Origin of the sequence: Citrobacter sp. R56 (assembly GCF_016811995.1) — a bacterium.
Classification (GTDB): domain Bacteria; phylum Pseudomonadota; class Gammaproteobacteria; order Enterobacterales; family Enterobacteriaceae; genus Citrobacter_D; species Citrobacter_D enshiensis.
On the sequence record NZ_CP069159.1, the window covers coordinates 2,975,957 to 2,991,398 of the forward strand.

Here is a 15,442-nt window from a genome sequence, read left to right on the forward strand (position 1 = left end):
CTTAAACCGTCAACACCACGCAGCTGTCCGCATCCCAACACAGACGCACTTCATCGCCCCAGGTGGGTAAACCTTTGCGATAGCGGTGTTCATTCTGTAACTGGGCGCTGATCATCTGACCGCTTTTCACACGCACATGATAAATGGAGAGATCGCCGAGATAGGCGATATGCACCACTTCACCCACGGCAAAATTGTAGCCATCGGCCGGTGGCGCCTCACAGAGCATGATCTTCTCAGGACGAAGCGCGACATACACCGGCACGTTATCGACAATCGACGCATCGGCATCCACCTTTAAGGGATGCACCAACCCTGGAGAGTCGATCACCAGGCCATCTTCCTGACGGTCTTTCAACAAGCCCTCAAAGACATTCACAGAACCGATAAACTCCGCGCTATACCGGGTGGTCGGATGTTCATAGATCTCTTCCGGCTCGCCAATTTGTACAAACTTGCCGCGATTCATGATCGCAATACGCCCGGCCATGGTCATCGCTTCTTCCTGGTCATGCGTCACCATGACGCAGGTCGCGCCCACGCGTTCGAGGATATCGACCACTTCCAGTTGCATCCGGTCACGCAGTTTTTTATCCAGTGCGCCCATAGGTTCGTCAAGCAGCAGTAACTTCGGACGCTTAGCCAGACTGCGCGCCAGTGCCACGCGCTGACGTTGCCCACCCGAAAGCTGGTGCGGCTTACGTTTGGCAAACTCCTGCATGTGCACCAGCCCCAGCATTTCAGTCACTCGCGCGTCGATTTCGCCCTTTGGCAACTTGTCCTGTTTGAGGCCAAACGCAATGTTCTGCTCCACCGTCATGTGTGGAAACAGCGCATAAGACTGAAACATCATATTGATCGGGCGCAGATAAGGCGGTACATGCGCCAAATCAACGCCGTCCAGAATGATTTGTCCGGTGGTCGGTTGTTCAAAACCCGCCAGCATCCGCAGCAGCGTGGATTTCCCGCAGCCCGATGCGCCAAGTAATGCAAATATTTCGCCTTTATAAATAGTGAGATTGACGTCATCCACGGCACTCTGACCGTCATATGACTTAGTCAGATTGCGGATTTCAAGAAGCGGCGTTAGCGCTTTACGGATTTTCGCCTGCGGGCGGGGGATTGGCTCATTCACGGGGTGCTCTCCGGCATAAAACAAAAAAACAGGGCAAATTACGCACCATCACGGTGCGCATTGCCGGGTAGCGTGTTAGTTACCCGCCCCACAAAACGTAATGTCCTGCAGGACGGGTAAGCGTGTGCGTTACCGGGCAATAACCTCAAACGCTTATTTACCGCTCTTCACCTTGGTCCAGGCACGTGTACGAACACGGTCGATCTTCGGATCCTGAACTTTCAGTGTGAACATTTTGGCGCGTACATCCGCTGGCGGATAAATACCCGGGTTGTCACGGACTTCCGGGCTGACCAACGTTGTCGCTTCTTTGTTAGCGTTAGCGTAGAACACATGATCGGAAATGTGAGCAATCACATCCGGACGCAACAGATAGTTGAGGAACTGATAAGCCTCCTCTTTATTCTTCGCGTCAGCAGGCATCGCAAAGACGTCAAAGAACGCCATCGCCCCCTCTTTCGGGATCGAATAGGAAATATTTACGCCATTTTTAGCTTCTTTTGCACGGTTAGCGGCCTGCCAGACATCCCCTGCCCAGCCAATCGCCACACAAATGTCGCCATTGGCTAGATCGTTGATGTATTGCGAGGAATGGAAGTAGCGAATATTGGGACGCAGCTTCAGCAACAGCTCGGTTGCCGGGCCGGTATAATCATCTGCCTTAGTACTGTTCGGATCTTTGCCCAGATAGTTCAGCACCGTAGAAAACACCTCTTCAGGTGCATCCAGGAAAGAGACACCACAGCTTTTCAGCTTCTCGAGATTTTCAGGTTTAAAGATCAGATCCCAGCTGTTCACCGGGGCATCTTCCCCCAGCACCGCTTTCACTTTATCGACGTTGTAGCCAATACCGGTCGTCGCCCACATATACGGCATCGCAAATTTATTGCCCGGATCGTGCTTGGCAACCAGCTTCAATAATTCAGGATCGAGGTTTTTCCAGTCAGGAAGTTTGCTTTTATCCAGAGGTTGAAACACACCCGCCGTTAACTGACGTTCCATAAAGCTCGCGGATGGCACCACCAGATCAAAACCGGTACTCCCGGCCATCAATTTACCTTCAAGGACTTCATTGGAGTCAAACACGTCATAGATAACTTTAATGCCTGTCTCTTTTTCAAAATTAGCCACCGTATCCGGGGCGATATAATCAGACCAGTTATAGATATGAAGGGTTTTTTGTTCAGCAGCGAGCGTGCCGGCAGAGACGGCCATCAAAGCGCCCGCAACCAGACCCGATAGCCATTTTTTATTTAAGGCGGTCATAATCTCTTTCCTTATGAAAATCCGTTAACAAACGAATCAATATTGTCACATTCTAAGATATGCAAAAAATATGCATATTTTTTCATCCGACACAGGTAAAGAAGAGTCGACTCTCCCCCTGCCGTCATTGCTCGCGATATAAAAGCCTCGCAAGAATAACTTTAGCCAGGGTTTGAGACTATAGCTCAGATTAAAAAACGCCTTTTATCAATTTTTTATGCAGGATTTGTCTATGACGTAAAGCGAAACTGTCAGAAAGGAAGTGAATAATTCTTTAAGAAAAGGTTAAATGCAGCATAACGCAATGAAAACAGTAGCCGCTTTGGCAGCGGCTGCTTTTTTTTGAAAGGGATCAGTGAAGAAAATGGTTTTCAGCGCCGTCTTTTTGCGCGTCTTCGTCAGCGCTGAACAAAAGTTGGTGCGCCCCGGCTTCCAGGATAACCATTGAGATCTGCTCTTCGCTCTGACGAACAAACCACTCAAACTGTTCGTACGTCACCCCAGGCATCACGGATAACGACTGGCAAACCACCAGCTTCGGCAGATTGTCATCCTGCATGTCGAGAAACGCTTTCACGGTTAACGAACTGGCGTTAATCGCGGATAAATCGGCCGCCAGCGGCAACAGCGCGGAAGGTCTGACTTCCGCCATGGCAGAAAACAGCAGCGTGTTATCCACCAAATCAATTTTTGCGTCGTAGATGCCATCGAAGTTCTGCATATGCGGTAAATGCAGCGCCTGGCAAGTATCACATTCAAAAAAACTCATGCCCAGGTCGTCGAGCCATTGACGCAACGTATCCAGAGTGGGAACGACCAGTGATGTCATAATAATGTGCTACCTCTTACGATGAAAAAATACCGGGCACAGCTTACGCAAAAAGACCGCGTCATACCACGATTAGGGACAATATTGAGATTAGCCACCCGTTTTAAGGCAAAATTCGGCTGTCGCGTGACGTTCAATCCACTGGATCATTCGCCCGGCAATATCAACCCCTGTGGTTTTCTCGACACCTTCCAGGCCTGGCGATGCGTTCACTTCCATCACTAACGGCCCCCGCTCGGCGCGCAAAATATCGACTCCCGCGACATCCAGCCCCAGCGTTTGCGCAGCCTTGATGGCAATCTCTCGTTCACGAGCCGTAATTTGGGCAATGCTGGCAACACCGCCGCGATGCAGGTTAGAGCGAAAATCGCCCTCTTTTGCCCGCCGTTCGATAGCCGCCACAACCTCATCGCCCACCACCAGACAGCGAATATCGCGACCTTTGGCTTCCGCAATATACTCCTGCACCAGAATATGCGCGTTAAGCCCGCGAAAGGCGTCAACCACGCTCTCCGCCGCCTGGCGCGTTTCGGCCAGCACGACGCCAATCCCCTGCGTTCCCTCGACCAGTTTAACCACCAGCGGCGCGCCACCAACCATCTCGATCAGATCACTCGTGTCATCTGGCGAATGGGCGATCCCGGTAATGGGCAAATCAATCCCTTGCCGGGCGAGTAACTGTAACGAACGCAGCTTGTCGCGCGCGCGGGTGATCGCAACGGATTCATTAAGCGGGTAGCTGCCGAGCAGCTCAAACTGACGCAGGGACGCCGTGCCGTAAAACGTTATCGCGGAGCCAATACGCGGGATGACCGCATCATACTGAGGAAGCTGGCGGCCTTTGTAATGAATGGACGACCCTGCCGGACTGACGTTCATATAGCAGGAAAGGGGATCGAGAATATCAACCAGATGGCCGCGTTTCATCGCCGCTTCTCGCAGGCGTTTACAAGAATAGAGCGTTCCGTCCCGGGACAAAATGGCAATTTTCACCCTGCACCTCTCTGAAAGACCTGGTAAAAGCCTGCGTATCATACACTGGGTTATTGCCTTTAGCGCGTCGCCCAGCCTTGTTTATGTAAATATTCCAGAATGAAAGGTCGGTTTTCTTTAATGATGGTACGCCGAATATGATCGCTCCAGGTATCGCGGCGCGCGTTGCTGTCTCGCGTCTGGTAATAGTGTGCGATCTGCTCGTCATAGTGTGCTAACAAAGAAGCATCCATCGGCTGATACTGGTTCTCGTGAACAATCAATCCGGCTGGCAAACGCGGTTTAACCCCAGGATTATCGGCGGGCCAACCGAGACACAAGCCAAACAGCGGCAGCACGTGTTTTGGCAATTTCAGCATTTCCGTTACCGCCTCGATATTATTACGCAGCCCCCCAATGAACACCCCGCCCAGCCCCAGGGATTCCGCGGCGGTCAGCGCATTTTGCGCCATCATCGCAGTGTCGACCACCCCCAGCAATAACTGCTCCGCAAGGCCTAACTGGGCATCGGGGCAAATCTGTAAATGGCGATTAAAATCCGCGCAAAAAACCCAAAACTCGGCGGCCTGAGCCACGTGTTTTTGCCCACCAGTTAAGCTTACCAGCGCTTCACGCCGTGTTTTATCGGTAATACGGATGATAGAACTGCACTGCAGAAAGCTGGAGCTCGACGTCCCCTGCGCGGCGGCGATAATCGCCTCGCGCTGCGCATCGGAAAGCGCTTCATCAGTAAAATGGCGAATAGAACGGTGGCCACGCAGTAAATCAATGGTTGGAGTCATGAGGTTTATCTCTGTCAGAACGGGATGAGGTGTCGGGGGTACGCATCATCAGTTGTGGAGCGAGTCGTTGCGCGATTCGCCACATCAGCACGACTGCGGCAGGCAGCATCAGCAGGACGCCAATAAAGATCATCACGATCTCCGCCAGCGAAGTGTTAAAAGGTGCAGGCAGTGTGAGAGTGTGATTGAGCGATAACAGGGCCAGCGCCAATATCACCATACCGAAAAACTCCAGTATCAACACACTTTTGGGTAGCGCGCCAATCGTCCGCATATGATGTCTCCCGATGAACGGATGCTCATTGTAAAACGTTCGGATGTGCCTTGCTTAACAGATATAGCCTAAAGATATCAAAGCAACAGGTGCAACCTGCTTTTCATCCACGCCATTTAGCGGCATCATTACGGGATTCGCCGTCAGGCTCAGTAAGTTCGAGGAGAGAAACAATGTTTACCGTGATTTTCGGTCGTCCAGGATGCCCCTATTGCGTACGCGCCAAAGAGCTGGCAGAGAAATTAAGCAATGAGCACGACGATTTCAACTATCGCTATATCGATATTCACGCTGAAGGGATTTCGAAAGCAGATCTGGAAAAGACTGTTGGCAAACCGGTTGAGACCGTACCGCAGATTTTTGTCGATCAAAAACACATCGGCGGCTGCACCGATTTTGAAGCATGGGCAAAAGAGAACGTCAATCTGTTTGCCTGATGCGACGTAACGCCCTCGTCATGAGGGCGTTATTCGCTTTTCTTGCGCCGTGGGTCAAACAAATTGCTGATAAATAAAAAGCAGAGTGCCCCAAGCGCACACCAGAACACCGCGCTAAACAACCACGCAAGCTCCTGCCACAAAGAGCGGGTTGGTGTGAAAAAAAACCGCATTAGCAACAGACAACAGGGCGCCGCCAGCATCGCGCCAAACAGGGGTTTAATCACTTCCCTGCGATGGGACCAGAAACTGGCCACGGCACCGGGTAGCGTAAAAAACAGTAACCCAATCTCAGGATGACCTGCAGCCCGAAACGCCCCTTTCACGTTCATCACTAATGAAAGACACACCACAATAAAGAGTACAAAGCAGCAGACAGCGCCTGCCCAACCTTGTTTATGTTTCAATCGTTCCTCCTGACACTATCTCTATCGAACACTCTTTTCGCCCGAAGGCGTCCAGTCAGATAAAGTCATCCGGCATTCCATGCCAAAACACGCCCACACGATTCTTATAGCCGTTGATACGTAATGAGATTAAACTAACCGCATAAATTGCTTTGTTGCTTTTATTTTGGAGGCTGTGCACGATGCCGTCGCCCCTTAATTCATGGCAAAAACATTAGCGTAAATTGTCATTTCTTTCAACAGCTTACTAGTAAACAAGAAGTTAGTCTCCGTGAATATAAACGTCGCAGATTTGTTAAATGGGAATTACATCCTGTTATTATTTGTGGTCCTTGCGCTTGGCCTGTGTCTGGGCAAATTGCGCCTGGGATCGGTCCAACTCGGTAATTCCATTGGCGTTTTAGTCGTCTCATTATTATTAGGGCAGCAGCACTTCAGTATTAACACTGACGCCCTGAATCTCGGCTTTATGCTGTTTATTTTCTGCGTCGGCGTGGAAGCTGGGCCTAACTTTTTTTCCATTTTTTTTCGCGATGGGAAAAATTATCTGATGTTAGCCCTGGTGATGGTGGGTAGTGCCATGCTGATCGCCCTGGGGTTAGGTAAGCTGTTTGGCTGGGACATCGGCCTGACGGCCGGTATGCTCGCCGGTTCGATGACCTCCACGCCGGTGCTTGTCGGTGCGGGCGACACGCTGCGCCATTCCGGAATGGAAAGCTCCCAGCTTTCCGCCGCGCTGGATAACCTGAGCCTGGGCTACGCGCTAACCTATCTGATCGGTCTGGTCAGTTTAATTGTCGGCGCCCGTTACCTGCCTAAACTCCAGCACCAGGATCTGCAAACCAGCGCCCAGCAGATCGCGCGTGAACGCGGTCTGGACACTGACGCTAACCGTAAAGTCTATCTGCCGGTTATCCGCGCCTACCGTGTGGGGCCGGAACTCGTTGCATGGGCCGACGGTAAAAATCTGCGCGAGCTGGGTATTTATCGTCAGACCGGCTGCTACATCGAGCGGATCCGCCGTAACGGTATTCTGGCGAATCCCGATGGCGATGCGGTGTTGCAAATGGGCGATGAAATCGCGTTAGTGGGCTACCCTGATGCCCATGCCCGCCTCGATCACAGCTTCCGTAATGGGAAAGAGGTCTTCGATCGCGATTTGCTCGACATGCGCATCGTTACCGAAGAGATCGTGGTGAAAAACCACAATGCCGTGGGACGCCGTCTTGCGCAGTTGAAACTCACTGACCACGGTTGTTTTCTTAACCGCGTGATCCGCAGCCAGATTGAAATGCCCATCGACGACAACGTGGTGCTGAACAAAGGTGATGTCCTGCAGGTGAGCGGCGATGCCCGTCGTGTCAAAACCATTGCGGATCGCATTGGTTTTATCTCCATCCACAGCCAGGTCACTGACCTGCTGGCCTTCTGCGCTTTCTTTATCATTGGCCTGATGATCGGGATGATCACCTTCCAGTTCAGCAACTTCAGTTTCGGAATCGGTAATGCTGCCGGGCTGCTGTTTGCCGGAATCATGCTGGGCTTTCTGCGCGCCAACCACCCCACCTTTGGCTACATCCCTCAGGGGGCGCTGAACATGGTGAAAGAGTTTGGCCTGATGGTATTCATGGCAGGCGTCGGTTTGAGTGCAGGTAGTGGTATCGGCAACGGACTTGGCGCTGTCGGCGGGCAAATGCTGATTGCGGGTCTGGTGGTCAGCCTGGTGCCCGTCGTCATCTGCTTCCTGTTTGGCGCCTATGTATTACGCATGAACCGCGCCTTATTGTTTGGCGCGATGATGGGGGCTCGAACCTGCGCCCCGGCGATGGAAATCATCAGCGATACCGCACGCAGCAACATCCCTGCGTTAGGTTACGCAGGCACCTATGCGATTGCCAACGTCTTGCTGACGCTGGCGGGGACACTGATCGTCATCATCTGGCCCGGCTTAGGATAAAACTGACATTTGCCTTTAAGTGAAAAATTTTTGCAGGTTAGTAGAACTTTTCTTAAAGGTGTCAGTCATAACTAGTGCCACTGCTTTTCTTTGATGTCCCCAATTTGTGGAGCCCATCAACCCCGCCGTTTTGGTTCAAGGTTGATGGGTTTTTTGTTGCCTTAAATTTATAGTCTTTATAATCAATCACTTATGCCACACCTTTAAGCCTAATGGCGACAAAATGGCGGCGAAGTTTACTTCCCCCACCTTTCTTACTATTCTTACTTGTTCATTTTCTGCCAAAATAAACTTGGTACCCTACGATATGGAACTTCGTTATGAGCAATCAATCCTTACCAACTCTTGATGCAGCTAAATTGTTCGACAACGCAGTAATCTCTATACAATTAGGCATAGAGGATTTCTCGCTAGCAACTTCTCCTTCCGATGCAGGAGGGAATCCACATAGAGCACTTTCATCAGTAAGAAATCTCTTTGCTGGAATGCTGCTTTTGTTCAAATACAAAATTGCTGCGTCCGTAAATAATCCAGTCGATGCCTACACAATAATTTTTAACCCCCCATCCATCGTACCGGAATCGGATGACAATGGTGGCGTTAGGTGGGTTCCGGATGGAAAATTTAAGAAAACAACTATCGATGTCCAAGGTATTGAGCAGCGTTTCAAAGGATTCGGCATAAACGTTGATTGGGATGCAATCAAACAACTACAAGATTGTAGGAATCATCTTGAACACTTACATCCTAAGCATACATATGGCGAAGTTGGCGGATTTGTTGCCGACCTTTTTCCCGTCCTAAGTGATTTCATTACTAATGAGTTACAACAAGTTCCAATGGATGTCTTAGGTGGGGCTTGGGAAAAGATGCTTGCTCACAAGGATTTCTACAACGAAAAACTTGCTGAATGTGAAGACAGTTGGCAATCCGCAGATATCCCTGATGGGATGCAAACCTATTTAGATGATTGCAATTGCCAGATGTGCGGATCGCAACTCATTAAGGCGGCGGATGAAGACTTAGCGTTAGAACTCACTGTTAAACAGCATAAAGATAAATTTAAATATCGTTGTGTTAGCTGCGGTTACGCAGACCTGATTGCACCGGAACTCTATCACGCTTTTCATGTTGCCAATGATTATGACCCTCGCGATGGTAGTGAGCCAATTTATGAAACCTGTTACGAATGCAATCATGATACCTTTTTGATTTTCGAACAAGAATGTGCTTGGTGTGGTGCTACCCTTGAACACAATACGTGTAGCATTTGTGGACAGCCTCTAACACAAGATGAGCAAGATAACGGGGGCTTATGTAGTGCCGATCAATATACTCGCGAAAAATTTATGCGCGAAGACTGAGAAAATTTTTCAGATTTTGATAAATTAAAAAATGTTCCAAAACCCCCGATGTTCCTCGTTTCGTGGGTTTTTTGTTTTCTTCATCATAGCACAGCCCGAACCTTTCCCTACTCGCTGTAAAGTACTTATTTCCTTATTTATCTGAGTGTTGCAAATTCACTTAGATCCTCAAACAATCCTTGAAAATGAAAAACACTGAAATTCTTTTCAATCTTTTCAGTTTATGTTTTCCGCAAAGCCGCCAATGCTGGCGCAGCCTGGCGGTCTGGTTTGTAGAAAAATAAAACTGAAAAATTTTATCGATCCAGAAACCGCAGGCGGGTGCGGTGTAGTGCCGTTTTTGTCTGCGAAAGATTTATTTTGTCTGCGTGTGGCTACGTCAGCGCAACGTGACAGCACAGATCCTTTTCAGGTGTTACGCGGTGTCAGCGTGTGGCTTTTGGCGCTCAGATTGCGCCGCAGGACGTCAGGCGAGGGGTACAAAAAAGCCCGCTTAGATGCGGGCTGATGGGATGGTCAGGCGATTATGCTCTGGTACTTACTGCGGGTTTGTCCGGCCTTCGTCGCCGTCTGGGTAAACGCTCCGGCATTGGTCGGCGTACCGACACTGGGGTGTGAATGGCTCGCGCATTGCCGCGCCAGTTCTGCCAGCAAATCAATGGTGTCCAGCATCATGGTCAGGGCGTTGGTACTCTCACTGCCAATATGCACCGTTGCCCCCATAACCTGCTGACCGCCAGCGGCCACGGATTTGCGCAGCGCGGCAATCTTTTCTGTCAGGCTTTCCCCCACGTCAACGGCCACGGCACCGGCCACTTTCGTGGACTGTTTCCCGGTTATATCGGTTTCGTCATTCCCTTCAATGCTGACCAGCCTGTTGCCTTTCACTGCCTGGCTAAAATCCCCGGCACTGACCTGCTGAATGGCTCCGGCCAGCAGGGAGGCGGTACCCACCACAGTGGTTTTATCCGTGGCTTTAACCGTGGTTTCGCGGCTGATCAGATCGCGCTGTTCTGTATCTGCTTTCACCATCCGCGCCATTGATGTTTCACTGATGGACTGATCGGTCTGCCGCACCCAGTCGCCAGCCTGGGTAACACGCTGCGACACTTCAGCCCGCTGCTGTTGCAACTGCTCACCGGGTTTAACATCCGGCAGACTGGTACCATCCGGCAACGTCTGCCTGATAAACGGCTTATCCGGTCGACCTGCGGTAAACGCGACTTCAACCAGCGTTCCTTCCGGTGGGAACTGGAACATGCCGGAGTCATGACCGGCCATAGGTACCGGCAGCGGTACTGCGGTATAAACCGGCGTCTGATTGTCCGGGTTCCCGTCCGCATCAAGCAGCTGCACGTCAACGGCATACCGTGGCCGGAACGGATCGGCAAAATTACCGCTGGTGACCGCCTCGCTGTGTGATACCACTCTGGCCATTTTCGGCAAATGAAGCCCGGAGGCCAGTTCCGGGTAATGACTTTCAATCTGGCGTTGTGCCGGTGTTTTCTGCAATGGCTTACCCGTGGCGTGGTTCCTGGGTGTCCATGTGATAGCCATCGTGTCATTGGTCAGATGGACTTTGGTCACACGCTCCCCGTTCAGCTCCGCACCCGGTCGCAAACTCTGGATAACCGGCAGTGTCATGGAATTACCGCCAGCAGCACCCTGGCTGAACTCTGCCGGAATATCGACCGGACGACCGGCAAACAGCGCCTTTTCTGCGCCGCCAGCGTACAGCGAACCATCCGGCATCTGATAGCCCAGGCGTTCATAAAGTTCACGCCAGCAAAATTTGCTTAAGTGGGCTTTAAAGACACCGGGACTGGAGTTAACCGCAGCAGCATGAAGAACCACGCCGCGCCATTCAGGTGTTAAGTTGTCCCACCATGCAGCTGCTTCACTGCTTTCGCTGAAATACTTGCGGCGTATCTGTTTTAGATGCTCCAGCCCTCGTTTTTGCTGTTCCTGACTAATGGCCATAACGCCCTCTCATCATTCCAACCAAACGGCCGGCCTTAGTTGATAAGAAACGTAAAACCGAACCAGTTTTCGTGCGGATTGGTTCGTTTGCATTGAATTTATAAGTGTGGCCGGGATTCCAGCGCTGACCGTTTGGGAGCTCTATCCACCCTGTTGAACCGCTTGCCCGTTGCATGGACGGTGATTCATTTTTCAGATAAGAGACAAACGCTTTCATTGTTTCCCCCTCAACGTAACAGTATGATTGCCGGGATATTTAGCCATGCCCGGCGCATGGGCATGCGATCGATTACCGGAGGATCTGGCAAGACAACCCGGTTCAATTTTCAACCGCACATAGGAGCTACAAATATGGCCGACGATGACGACAACAAATTTCATCGACTTCATAAACCCGCACCTGCGCCAATGAAAGATCAGAGCGATAAAGGTGAGAAAAAACAGGAATAAACGACTATGAGTAACCAGCCAGCCTCTGACCTGATATTTCAGGCCACCTACTGCTACTACCTTGAAGTGATGACCGAAACATTCAACCGGCGCACTGACAACCTCATGAATTTTTTGCTCATTCTCACTGGAGGACTTACTAGCGTCGGCGTTCAGTTCGGCTGGCTGTGCGGTATTCTCGCTGTCATTTTTTCTGCCTACCGGGTGGCATATAAACCCGCCGATAAAGCAGCCGGAGCTGAAGCCCAAAAAAAGCGCTACTCCCGATTGCTTAGTGATATCCATGCTGCGAGTGACGCAGAAATTTCCAGGCGTCTGGATGAACTCGAAGAATTCGACAGTAACGCCCTGACTTCTCTCTACAATCCCGCAAGAAACAGAGCATCTATCGAGCTTCGCCGCGACATTGAACCACTGACGAAGTTTGAAAAACTCTTGGCTTTGCTGGCTGGCGGTATTCCTAAGTAATTGCATAACCATCTCTTCTTTGGTCACGGCGCTGCCATTACGCCCTGTTCACATCAGGCTGGTAGCGTTAGTTGTCACCAGATCCACCGCTGCGGCCAGAACGGGCGCAGACTGAATACGGCTTTCAACGGTGTAAGCCAGCACGGAAAGGCTACGGATTGCATCGCGAGCGCGATCCAGAATTTGTGTACGGCGGGCGGCGGTCATGTGACCAGTTGATACGGCTTCCCCAGCAATTGCGCCCACACTGGCTGTGGCACTCAAGGCGCACAGTTGCATATTGCCTTCAGTGGCATTGTTCACCGGCACAGATGGAAGGCAGTTAATCTGCCCCAGCATCCCATCCAGTAAACGCGCATCTTCGGTGTAATCCGTAATGGCTAAAAGCTCGTCACAGGTTAAACGGTGCGGCTGCGCAGGGTTCAATTTGTTGCGCAGGATCTGCGGCCTCATACCAACGGCTGCGGCCACATCTTCCAGATTGTGTTCAATTGCAAATGCTCGGCAAGCCGCATCAAAGTGCGCATGTTTAGAGGTCTGGTAATCAAACATAGTCATTGCCCTCAGTCGGTCTCAAAATCGAACTAATTGATGGAGACGTTGCAATCTGAGAGTGCATCAACAGTCATGGCTGCAATGTTGATCATAACTTTTTCACGTTTTTTGTCTTTCCTAAGCCTGTGCCGTAAAAGACGCCCATCGGCCAGCATGTCATTAATCGTGTCTACGGATAACCCCGTCAGTTCGCTATACCGCTCAATAGTTACATGTGGAGTTGCAATTGAGATTGAAATATGACGATTCATGTAGCAAGATTCCAAGTTAGCTTGCTTGTGGAGAGCAAGGATTAAAAGTGGCAAAGAATGAGGATTGCAAAAGCAAACTTCGAAATGAAGATTAAGATCGCTTTTGGAATCTGTCAAATGATTTAAGACTCCAAAGGAGATTTAATGGATTTCAATAGCGGCGGAAGAGAAGCTATCGAGCGTTTAGTCGAGGCATATGGGTTTTCGACACGGCAAGCCCTAGCAGATCACTTAAAAGTCTCTAAAAGCACCTTAGCAACTAGGTATATGAGAGATATTTTTCCTTCAGACTGGGTGATCACTTGCGCTTTAGAAACCGGGGTTTCTTTAGGTTGGTTGTCTACTGGTTCTGGATCTAAGTTTGAACATTCCAAGAGCGATGTTATTTCTTTAGAAAAGAAAAAAATCATTGATGGAAATATTTTTTCAGCTGGGACTATTTATTTTGACAAAGTAATGCTTCCAACAGATTCGCAGGAAGTCTTTATAGTTGATGATTCATCAATATTCTATGTCGTCGACGGACGACCTTCAGAAATTCAAGATGGCAAATGGCTAGTAAATATTGACGGTTTATATAGTATTAGACATATTGCCCGTATTCCAGGAAATAAGTTAAGGATCACCAATGATACCATCTCATTTGATTGTGATAAGAATGATATTACGCAATGTGGTCGTATAATTAAAACTATACTCTAACGGTGGCAACATGGAAGAACGTATTTTTAAAATCATTGAGATCATATTAACTTATGCTTCATGGCCTATATTAGTAGGTATTCTTTGTTTTCTTTTTCGCAGTCAGATAGCAAGTCTTTTTGAAAAAATACTTGTCTCAAAAAATCTCAAACTGAGTACACCAGTAGGTAATTTTGAAGGTGAATTCGAGGAATCGACTAAAATTCAAGACGAAGTAAAATCAACTGAACCAGAAAGCATTGAAACAAATAATAACCCCTCTAACTGGTGGTATTTGGATGTAACCAAAGCATTAAATGAAAATGACGAAGACAAAGCAAAGCAACTTTTTGAGGATTTTATCCAATTAAATAAAAACACTGTAGATTACAATTCAGAACATTCATTTTTTCTTTATAAGCTTTATGAACATAACCAATCTGAATCCGTACTCAAAGAAATTCAAAAAATAATCGAAGCAAATAACATTTATGAAGATAAAAGAAGTTATATTAACAGCTATATAATGTGTTTAGATTATACAGAGCAATACAAAAGAGCCATTGATTTTCTTGAAAAAGAAATAGAAAGAATCAGCGATCATAGAGGTAAGGTATATTTAACCATTCGATTATCTAAATTATATGTTTCAGATCTTGATTTATTAAGTGCAAAAAAAATAATTCTCCAAGCAATTAGTTATGCCTCTAACAACCAAAAAGAAAACCTCAACAATCAACTATATTCCTGTTATGTTCAATTAGCTGCCATTGAAAACAAAGCTGGTAATAAAATTCATGAGGCACTCTGTCTCGATAAAGCATTAGAATACGACCCAACTAATAAGGAAACTTTGTTCTCATCTGCTTACGCTTCAATTGGTTCAACACTTGATGCAATACAGATATCCAACTATAAGCAACTACTGAATCTTGAGCCAGAGCATGGTGCAGCGCTAAATAATTTAGGTGTCACAGCAGGAAATTTGAGTTTAAAAGGAATTTCGACTAATTTATGGAGTTCATCTAGCAAAGCTGGTTTTTCGCTAGCGATGGTTAATCTTGGCTTCATCTTGCTGGAATGTGGATATCTCAAAGCAGCAGAAGAAATGGCAAACGAGGCTTTGAAGGTTGAAAAACCTCATGAAAATGTTCATCAGTTGTTAACAAAAATAAATAAAGAAAAGGCTAGTGAAGAGAAAAAATGGAGTGAGGCAATAGCTTATTCCAAGAAATTACAAAAAGATCTTAGGTTATATGTTTATTATTATTACAATGAGCAAAGCCTCATTCCTAACATTGATTCATGGATTGATGGAAATGGTAAAGAAGTTAAATTAACAGTTATAGGTCAAATATATAAATTTGAATGGATGGATGAATCCCTTGAAATTAATTACACCGCTTCAAACACACACGGTACAGTCAGTGGATTCTATTCTAAAAAAATAAAAGAAGAGTCTCGCCCATCCCCACTTCTTGGGCTTAATCAAAAACAGAAATCAGTACAATGCTATGGTTATTTTGATGATAAAAACAACCACATGGTTATTTTTTCTCCAGAAATCAACGATGAAACCTATATAAATTTAAAACCGAAAAGGTAAAGTATGT

The 15,442-nt window shown here is 48.3% G+C and carries 16 protein-coding genes and 1 pseudogene; 6 read left to right on the plus strand and 11 right to left on the minus strand.

Features of this window, described 5'->3' with window-relative positions; genetic code table 11:
* Position 1: 1 nt before the first annotated feature.
* The 6 genes from potG to JM656_RS14140 all read right to left on the minus strand — a co-directional run bounded on the left by potG (position 2) and on the right by JM656_RS14140 (position 5,279).
* Positions 2–1,135, minus strand: coding sequence for a putrescine ABC transporter ATP-binding subunit PotG (gene potG, locus JM656_RS14115; RefSeq protein WP_203358330.1), 1,134 nt, complete (start codon positions 1,133–1,135; stop codon positions 2–4).
* Between the two features lie 153 nt (positions 1,136–1,288).
* Positions 1,289–2,401, minus strand: coding sequence for a spermidine/putrescine ABC transporter substrate-binding protein PotF (gene potF, locus JM656_RS14120; protein ID WP_203358331.1), 1,113 nt, complete (start codon positions 2,399–2,401; stop codon positions 1,289–1,291).
* A 352-nt stretch (positions 2,402–2,753) separates the two neighbouring features.
* Positions 2,754–3,230, minus strand: coding sequence for a YbjN domain-containing protein (locus tag JM656_RS14125; RefSeq protein WP_203358332.1), 477 nt, complete (start codon positions 3,228–3,230; stop codon positions 2,754–2,756).
* Between the two features lie 90 nt (positions 3,231–3,320).
* Positions 3,321–4,223: a 30S ribosomal protein S6--L-glutamate ligase gene (gene rimK, locus JM656_RS14130; RefSeq protein ID WP_203358333.1), complete on the minus strand. Its 903-nt coding sequence runs from the start codon at positions 4,221–4,223 to the stop codon at positions 3,321–3,323.
* 59 nt (positions 4,224–4,282) lie between these two features.
* On the minus strand, positions 4,283–5,005 hold the full coding sequence (nfsA, locus tag JM656_RS14135) for an oxygen-insensitive NADPH nitroreductase (RefSeq protein ID WP_203358334.1): 723 nt from the start codon (positions 5,003–5,005) through the stop codon (positions 4,283–4,285).
* Positions 4,989–5,279, minus strand: a complete 291-nt coding sequence (locus JM656_RS14140) for a YbjC family protein (RefSeq protein WP_203358335.1) — start codon at positions 5,277–5,279, stop codon at positions 4,989–4,991. The genes nfsA and JM656_RS14140 overlap by 17 nt, the downstream gene beginning before the upstream one ends.
* Positions 5,280–5,452: 173 nt before the next feature.
* Here JM656_RS14140 and JM656_RS14145 point away from each other — a divergent pair, with 173 nt between their 5' ends.
* Positions 5,453–5,716 carry a GrxA family glutaredoxin gene (locus tag JM656_RS14145; protein ID WP_203358336.1) on the plus strand — a complete coding sequence of 88 codons (264 nt, stop codon included), beginning with the start codon at positions 5,453–5,455 and terminating at the stop codon, positions 5,714–5,716.
* Between the two features lie 29 nt (positions 5,717–5,745).
* On the opposite strand, the gene JM656_RS14150 is transcribed toward JM656_RS14145, so the two are convergent.
* The gene (locus JM656_RS14150; RefSeq protein WP_203358337.1) at positions 5,746–6,123 is read right to left on the minus strand and encodes an inner membrane protein YbjM; all 378 of its coding nucleotides are present in this window, start codon (positions 6,121–6,123) and stop codon (positions 5,746–5,748) included.
* A 271-nt stretch (positions 6,124–6,394) separates the two neighbouring features.
* Between JM656_RS14150 and JM656_RS14155 the strand changes: the two genes are divergently transcribed.
* On the plus strand, positions 6,395–8,080 hold the full coding sequence (locus JM656_RS14155; protein ID WP_203358338.1) for an aspartate:alanine antiporter: 1,686 nt from the start codon (positions 6,395–6,397) through the stop codon (positions 8,078–8,080).
* Between the two features lie 320 nt (positions 8,081–8,400).
* Positions 8,401–9,444: an acetone carboxylase subunit gamma gene (locus JM656_RS14160; protein WP_203358339.1), complete on the plus strand. Its 1,044-nt coding sequence runs from the start codon at positions 8,401–8,403 to the stop codon at positions 9,442–9,444.
* Between the two features lie 516 nt (positions 9,445–9,960).
* Here the strand turns inward: JM656_RS14160 and JM656_RS14165 are convergent.
* Positions 9,961–11,202 (minus strand): annotated as a pseudogene (locus JM656_RS14165) (hypothetical protein); the annotation flags it as partial.
* Positions 11,203–11,413: 211 nt separating this feature from the next.
* Positions 11,414–11,641, minus strand: a complete 228-nt coding sequence (locus JM656_RS14175) for a phage filamentation protein Fil family protein (protein ID WP_203358340.1) — start codon at positions 11,639–11,641, stop codon at positions 11,414–11,416.
* A 239-nt stretch (positions 11,642–11,880) separates the two neighbouring features.
* Here JM656_RS14175 and JM656_RS14180 point away from each other — a divergent pair, with 239 nt between their 5' ends.
* Positions 11,881–12,342: a hypothetical protein gene (locus tag JM656_RS14180; RefSeq protein WP_203358341.1), complete on the plus strand. Its 462-nt coding sequence runs from the start codon at positions 11,881–11,883 to the stop codon at positions 12,340–12,342.
* 48 nt (positions 12,343–12,390) lie between these two features.
* Here the strand turns inward: JM656_RS14180 and JM656_RS14185 are convergent, their stop codons facing one another.
* Both JM656_RS14185 and JM656_RS14190 read right to left on the minus strand, forming a co-directional pair.
* A complete protein-coding gene (locus JM656_RS14185) occupies positions 12,391–12,894 on the minus strand; it encodes a phage regulatory CII family protein (RefSeq protein ID WP_203358342.1) in 504 nt (167 codons plus the stop codon).
* A gap of 32 nt (positions 12,895–12,926) precedes the next feature.
* A complete protein-coding gene (locus JM656_RS14190; RefSeq protein WP_203358343.1) occupies positions 12,927–13,148 on the minus strand; it encodes a regulator in 222 nt (73 codons plus the stop codon).
* A gap of 144 nt (positions 13,149–13,292) precedes the next feature.
* Here JM656_RS14190 and JM656_RS14195 point away from each other — a divergent pair, with 144 nt between their 5' ends.
* Positions 13,293–13,850 carry a phage repressor protein CI gene (locus tag JM656_RS14195; protein ID WP_203358344.1) on the plus strand — a complete coding sequence of 186 codons (558 nt, stop codon included), beginning with the start codon at positions 13,293–13,295 and terminating at the stop codon, positions 13,848–13,850.
* A gap of 10 nt (positions 13,851–13,860) precedes the next feature.
* Entirely contained in the window at positions 13,861–15,435 is a 1,575-nt protein-coding gene (locus tag JM656_RS14200; RefSeq protein ID WP_203358345.1) for a lipopolysaccharide assembly protein LapB, read from the plus strand.
* The last annotated feature ends 7 nt before the right edge of the window (positions 15,436–15,442 follow it).

What these genes read in the sequence shown, in the direction of transcription:
- potF (WP_203358331.1), bottom strand. Translation starts at nt 2,401, where the DNA reads ATGACCGCCTTAAATAAAAAATGGCTATCGGGTCTGGTTGCGGGCGCT.
- JM656_RS14125 (WP_203358332.1), bottom strand. Translation starts at nt 3,230, where the DNA reads ATGACATCACTGGTCGTTCCCACTCTGGATACGTTGCGTCAATGGCTC.
- nfsA (WP_203358334.1), bottom strand. Translation starts at nt 5,005, where the DNA reads ATGACTCCAACCATTGATTTACTGCGTGGCCACCGTTCTATTCGCCAT.
- JM656_RS14140 (WP_203358335.1), bottom strand. Translation starts at nt 5,279, where the DNA reads ATGCGGACGATTGGCGCGCTACCCAAAAGTGTGTTGATACTGGAGTTT.
- JM656_RS14145 (WP_203358336.1), top strand. Translation starts at nt 5,453, where the DNA reads ATGTTTACCGTGATTTTCGGTCGTCCAGGATGCCCCTATTGCGTACGC.
- JM656_RS14160 (WP_203358339.1), top strand. Translation starts at nt 8,401, where the DNA reads ATGAGCAATCAATCCTTACCAACTCTTGATGCAGCTAAATTGTTCGAC.
- JM656_RS14175 (WP_203358340.1), bottom strand. Translation starts at nt 11,641, where the DNA reads ATGAAAGCGTTTGTCTCTTATCTGAAAAATGAATCACCGTCCATGCAA.
- JM656_RS14180 (WP_203358341.1), top strand. Translation starts at nt 11,881, where the DNA reads ATGAGTAACCAGCCAGCCTCTGACCTGATATTTCAGGCCACCTACTGC.
- JM656_RS14185 (WP_203358342.1), bottom strand. Translation starts at nt 12,894, where the DNA reads ATGTTTGATTACCAGACCTCTAAACATGCGCACTTTGATGCGGCTTGC.
- JM656_RS14190 (WP_203358343.1), bottom strand. Translation starts at nt 13,148, where the DNA reads ATGAATCGTCATATTTCAATCTCAATTGCAACTCCACATGTAACTATT.
- JM656_RS14195 (WP_203358344.1), top strand. Translation starts at nt 13,293, where the DNA reads ATGGATTTCAATAGCGGCGGAAGAGAAGCTATCGAGCGTTTAGTCGAG.
- JM656_RS14200 (WP_203358345.1), top strand. Translation starts at nt 13,861, where the DNA reads ATGGAAGAACGTATTTTTAAAATCATTGAGATCATATTAACTTATGCT.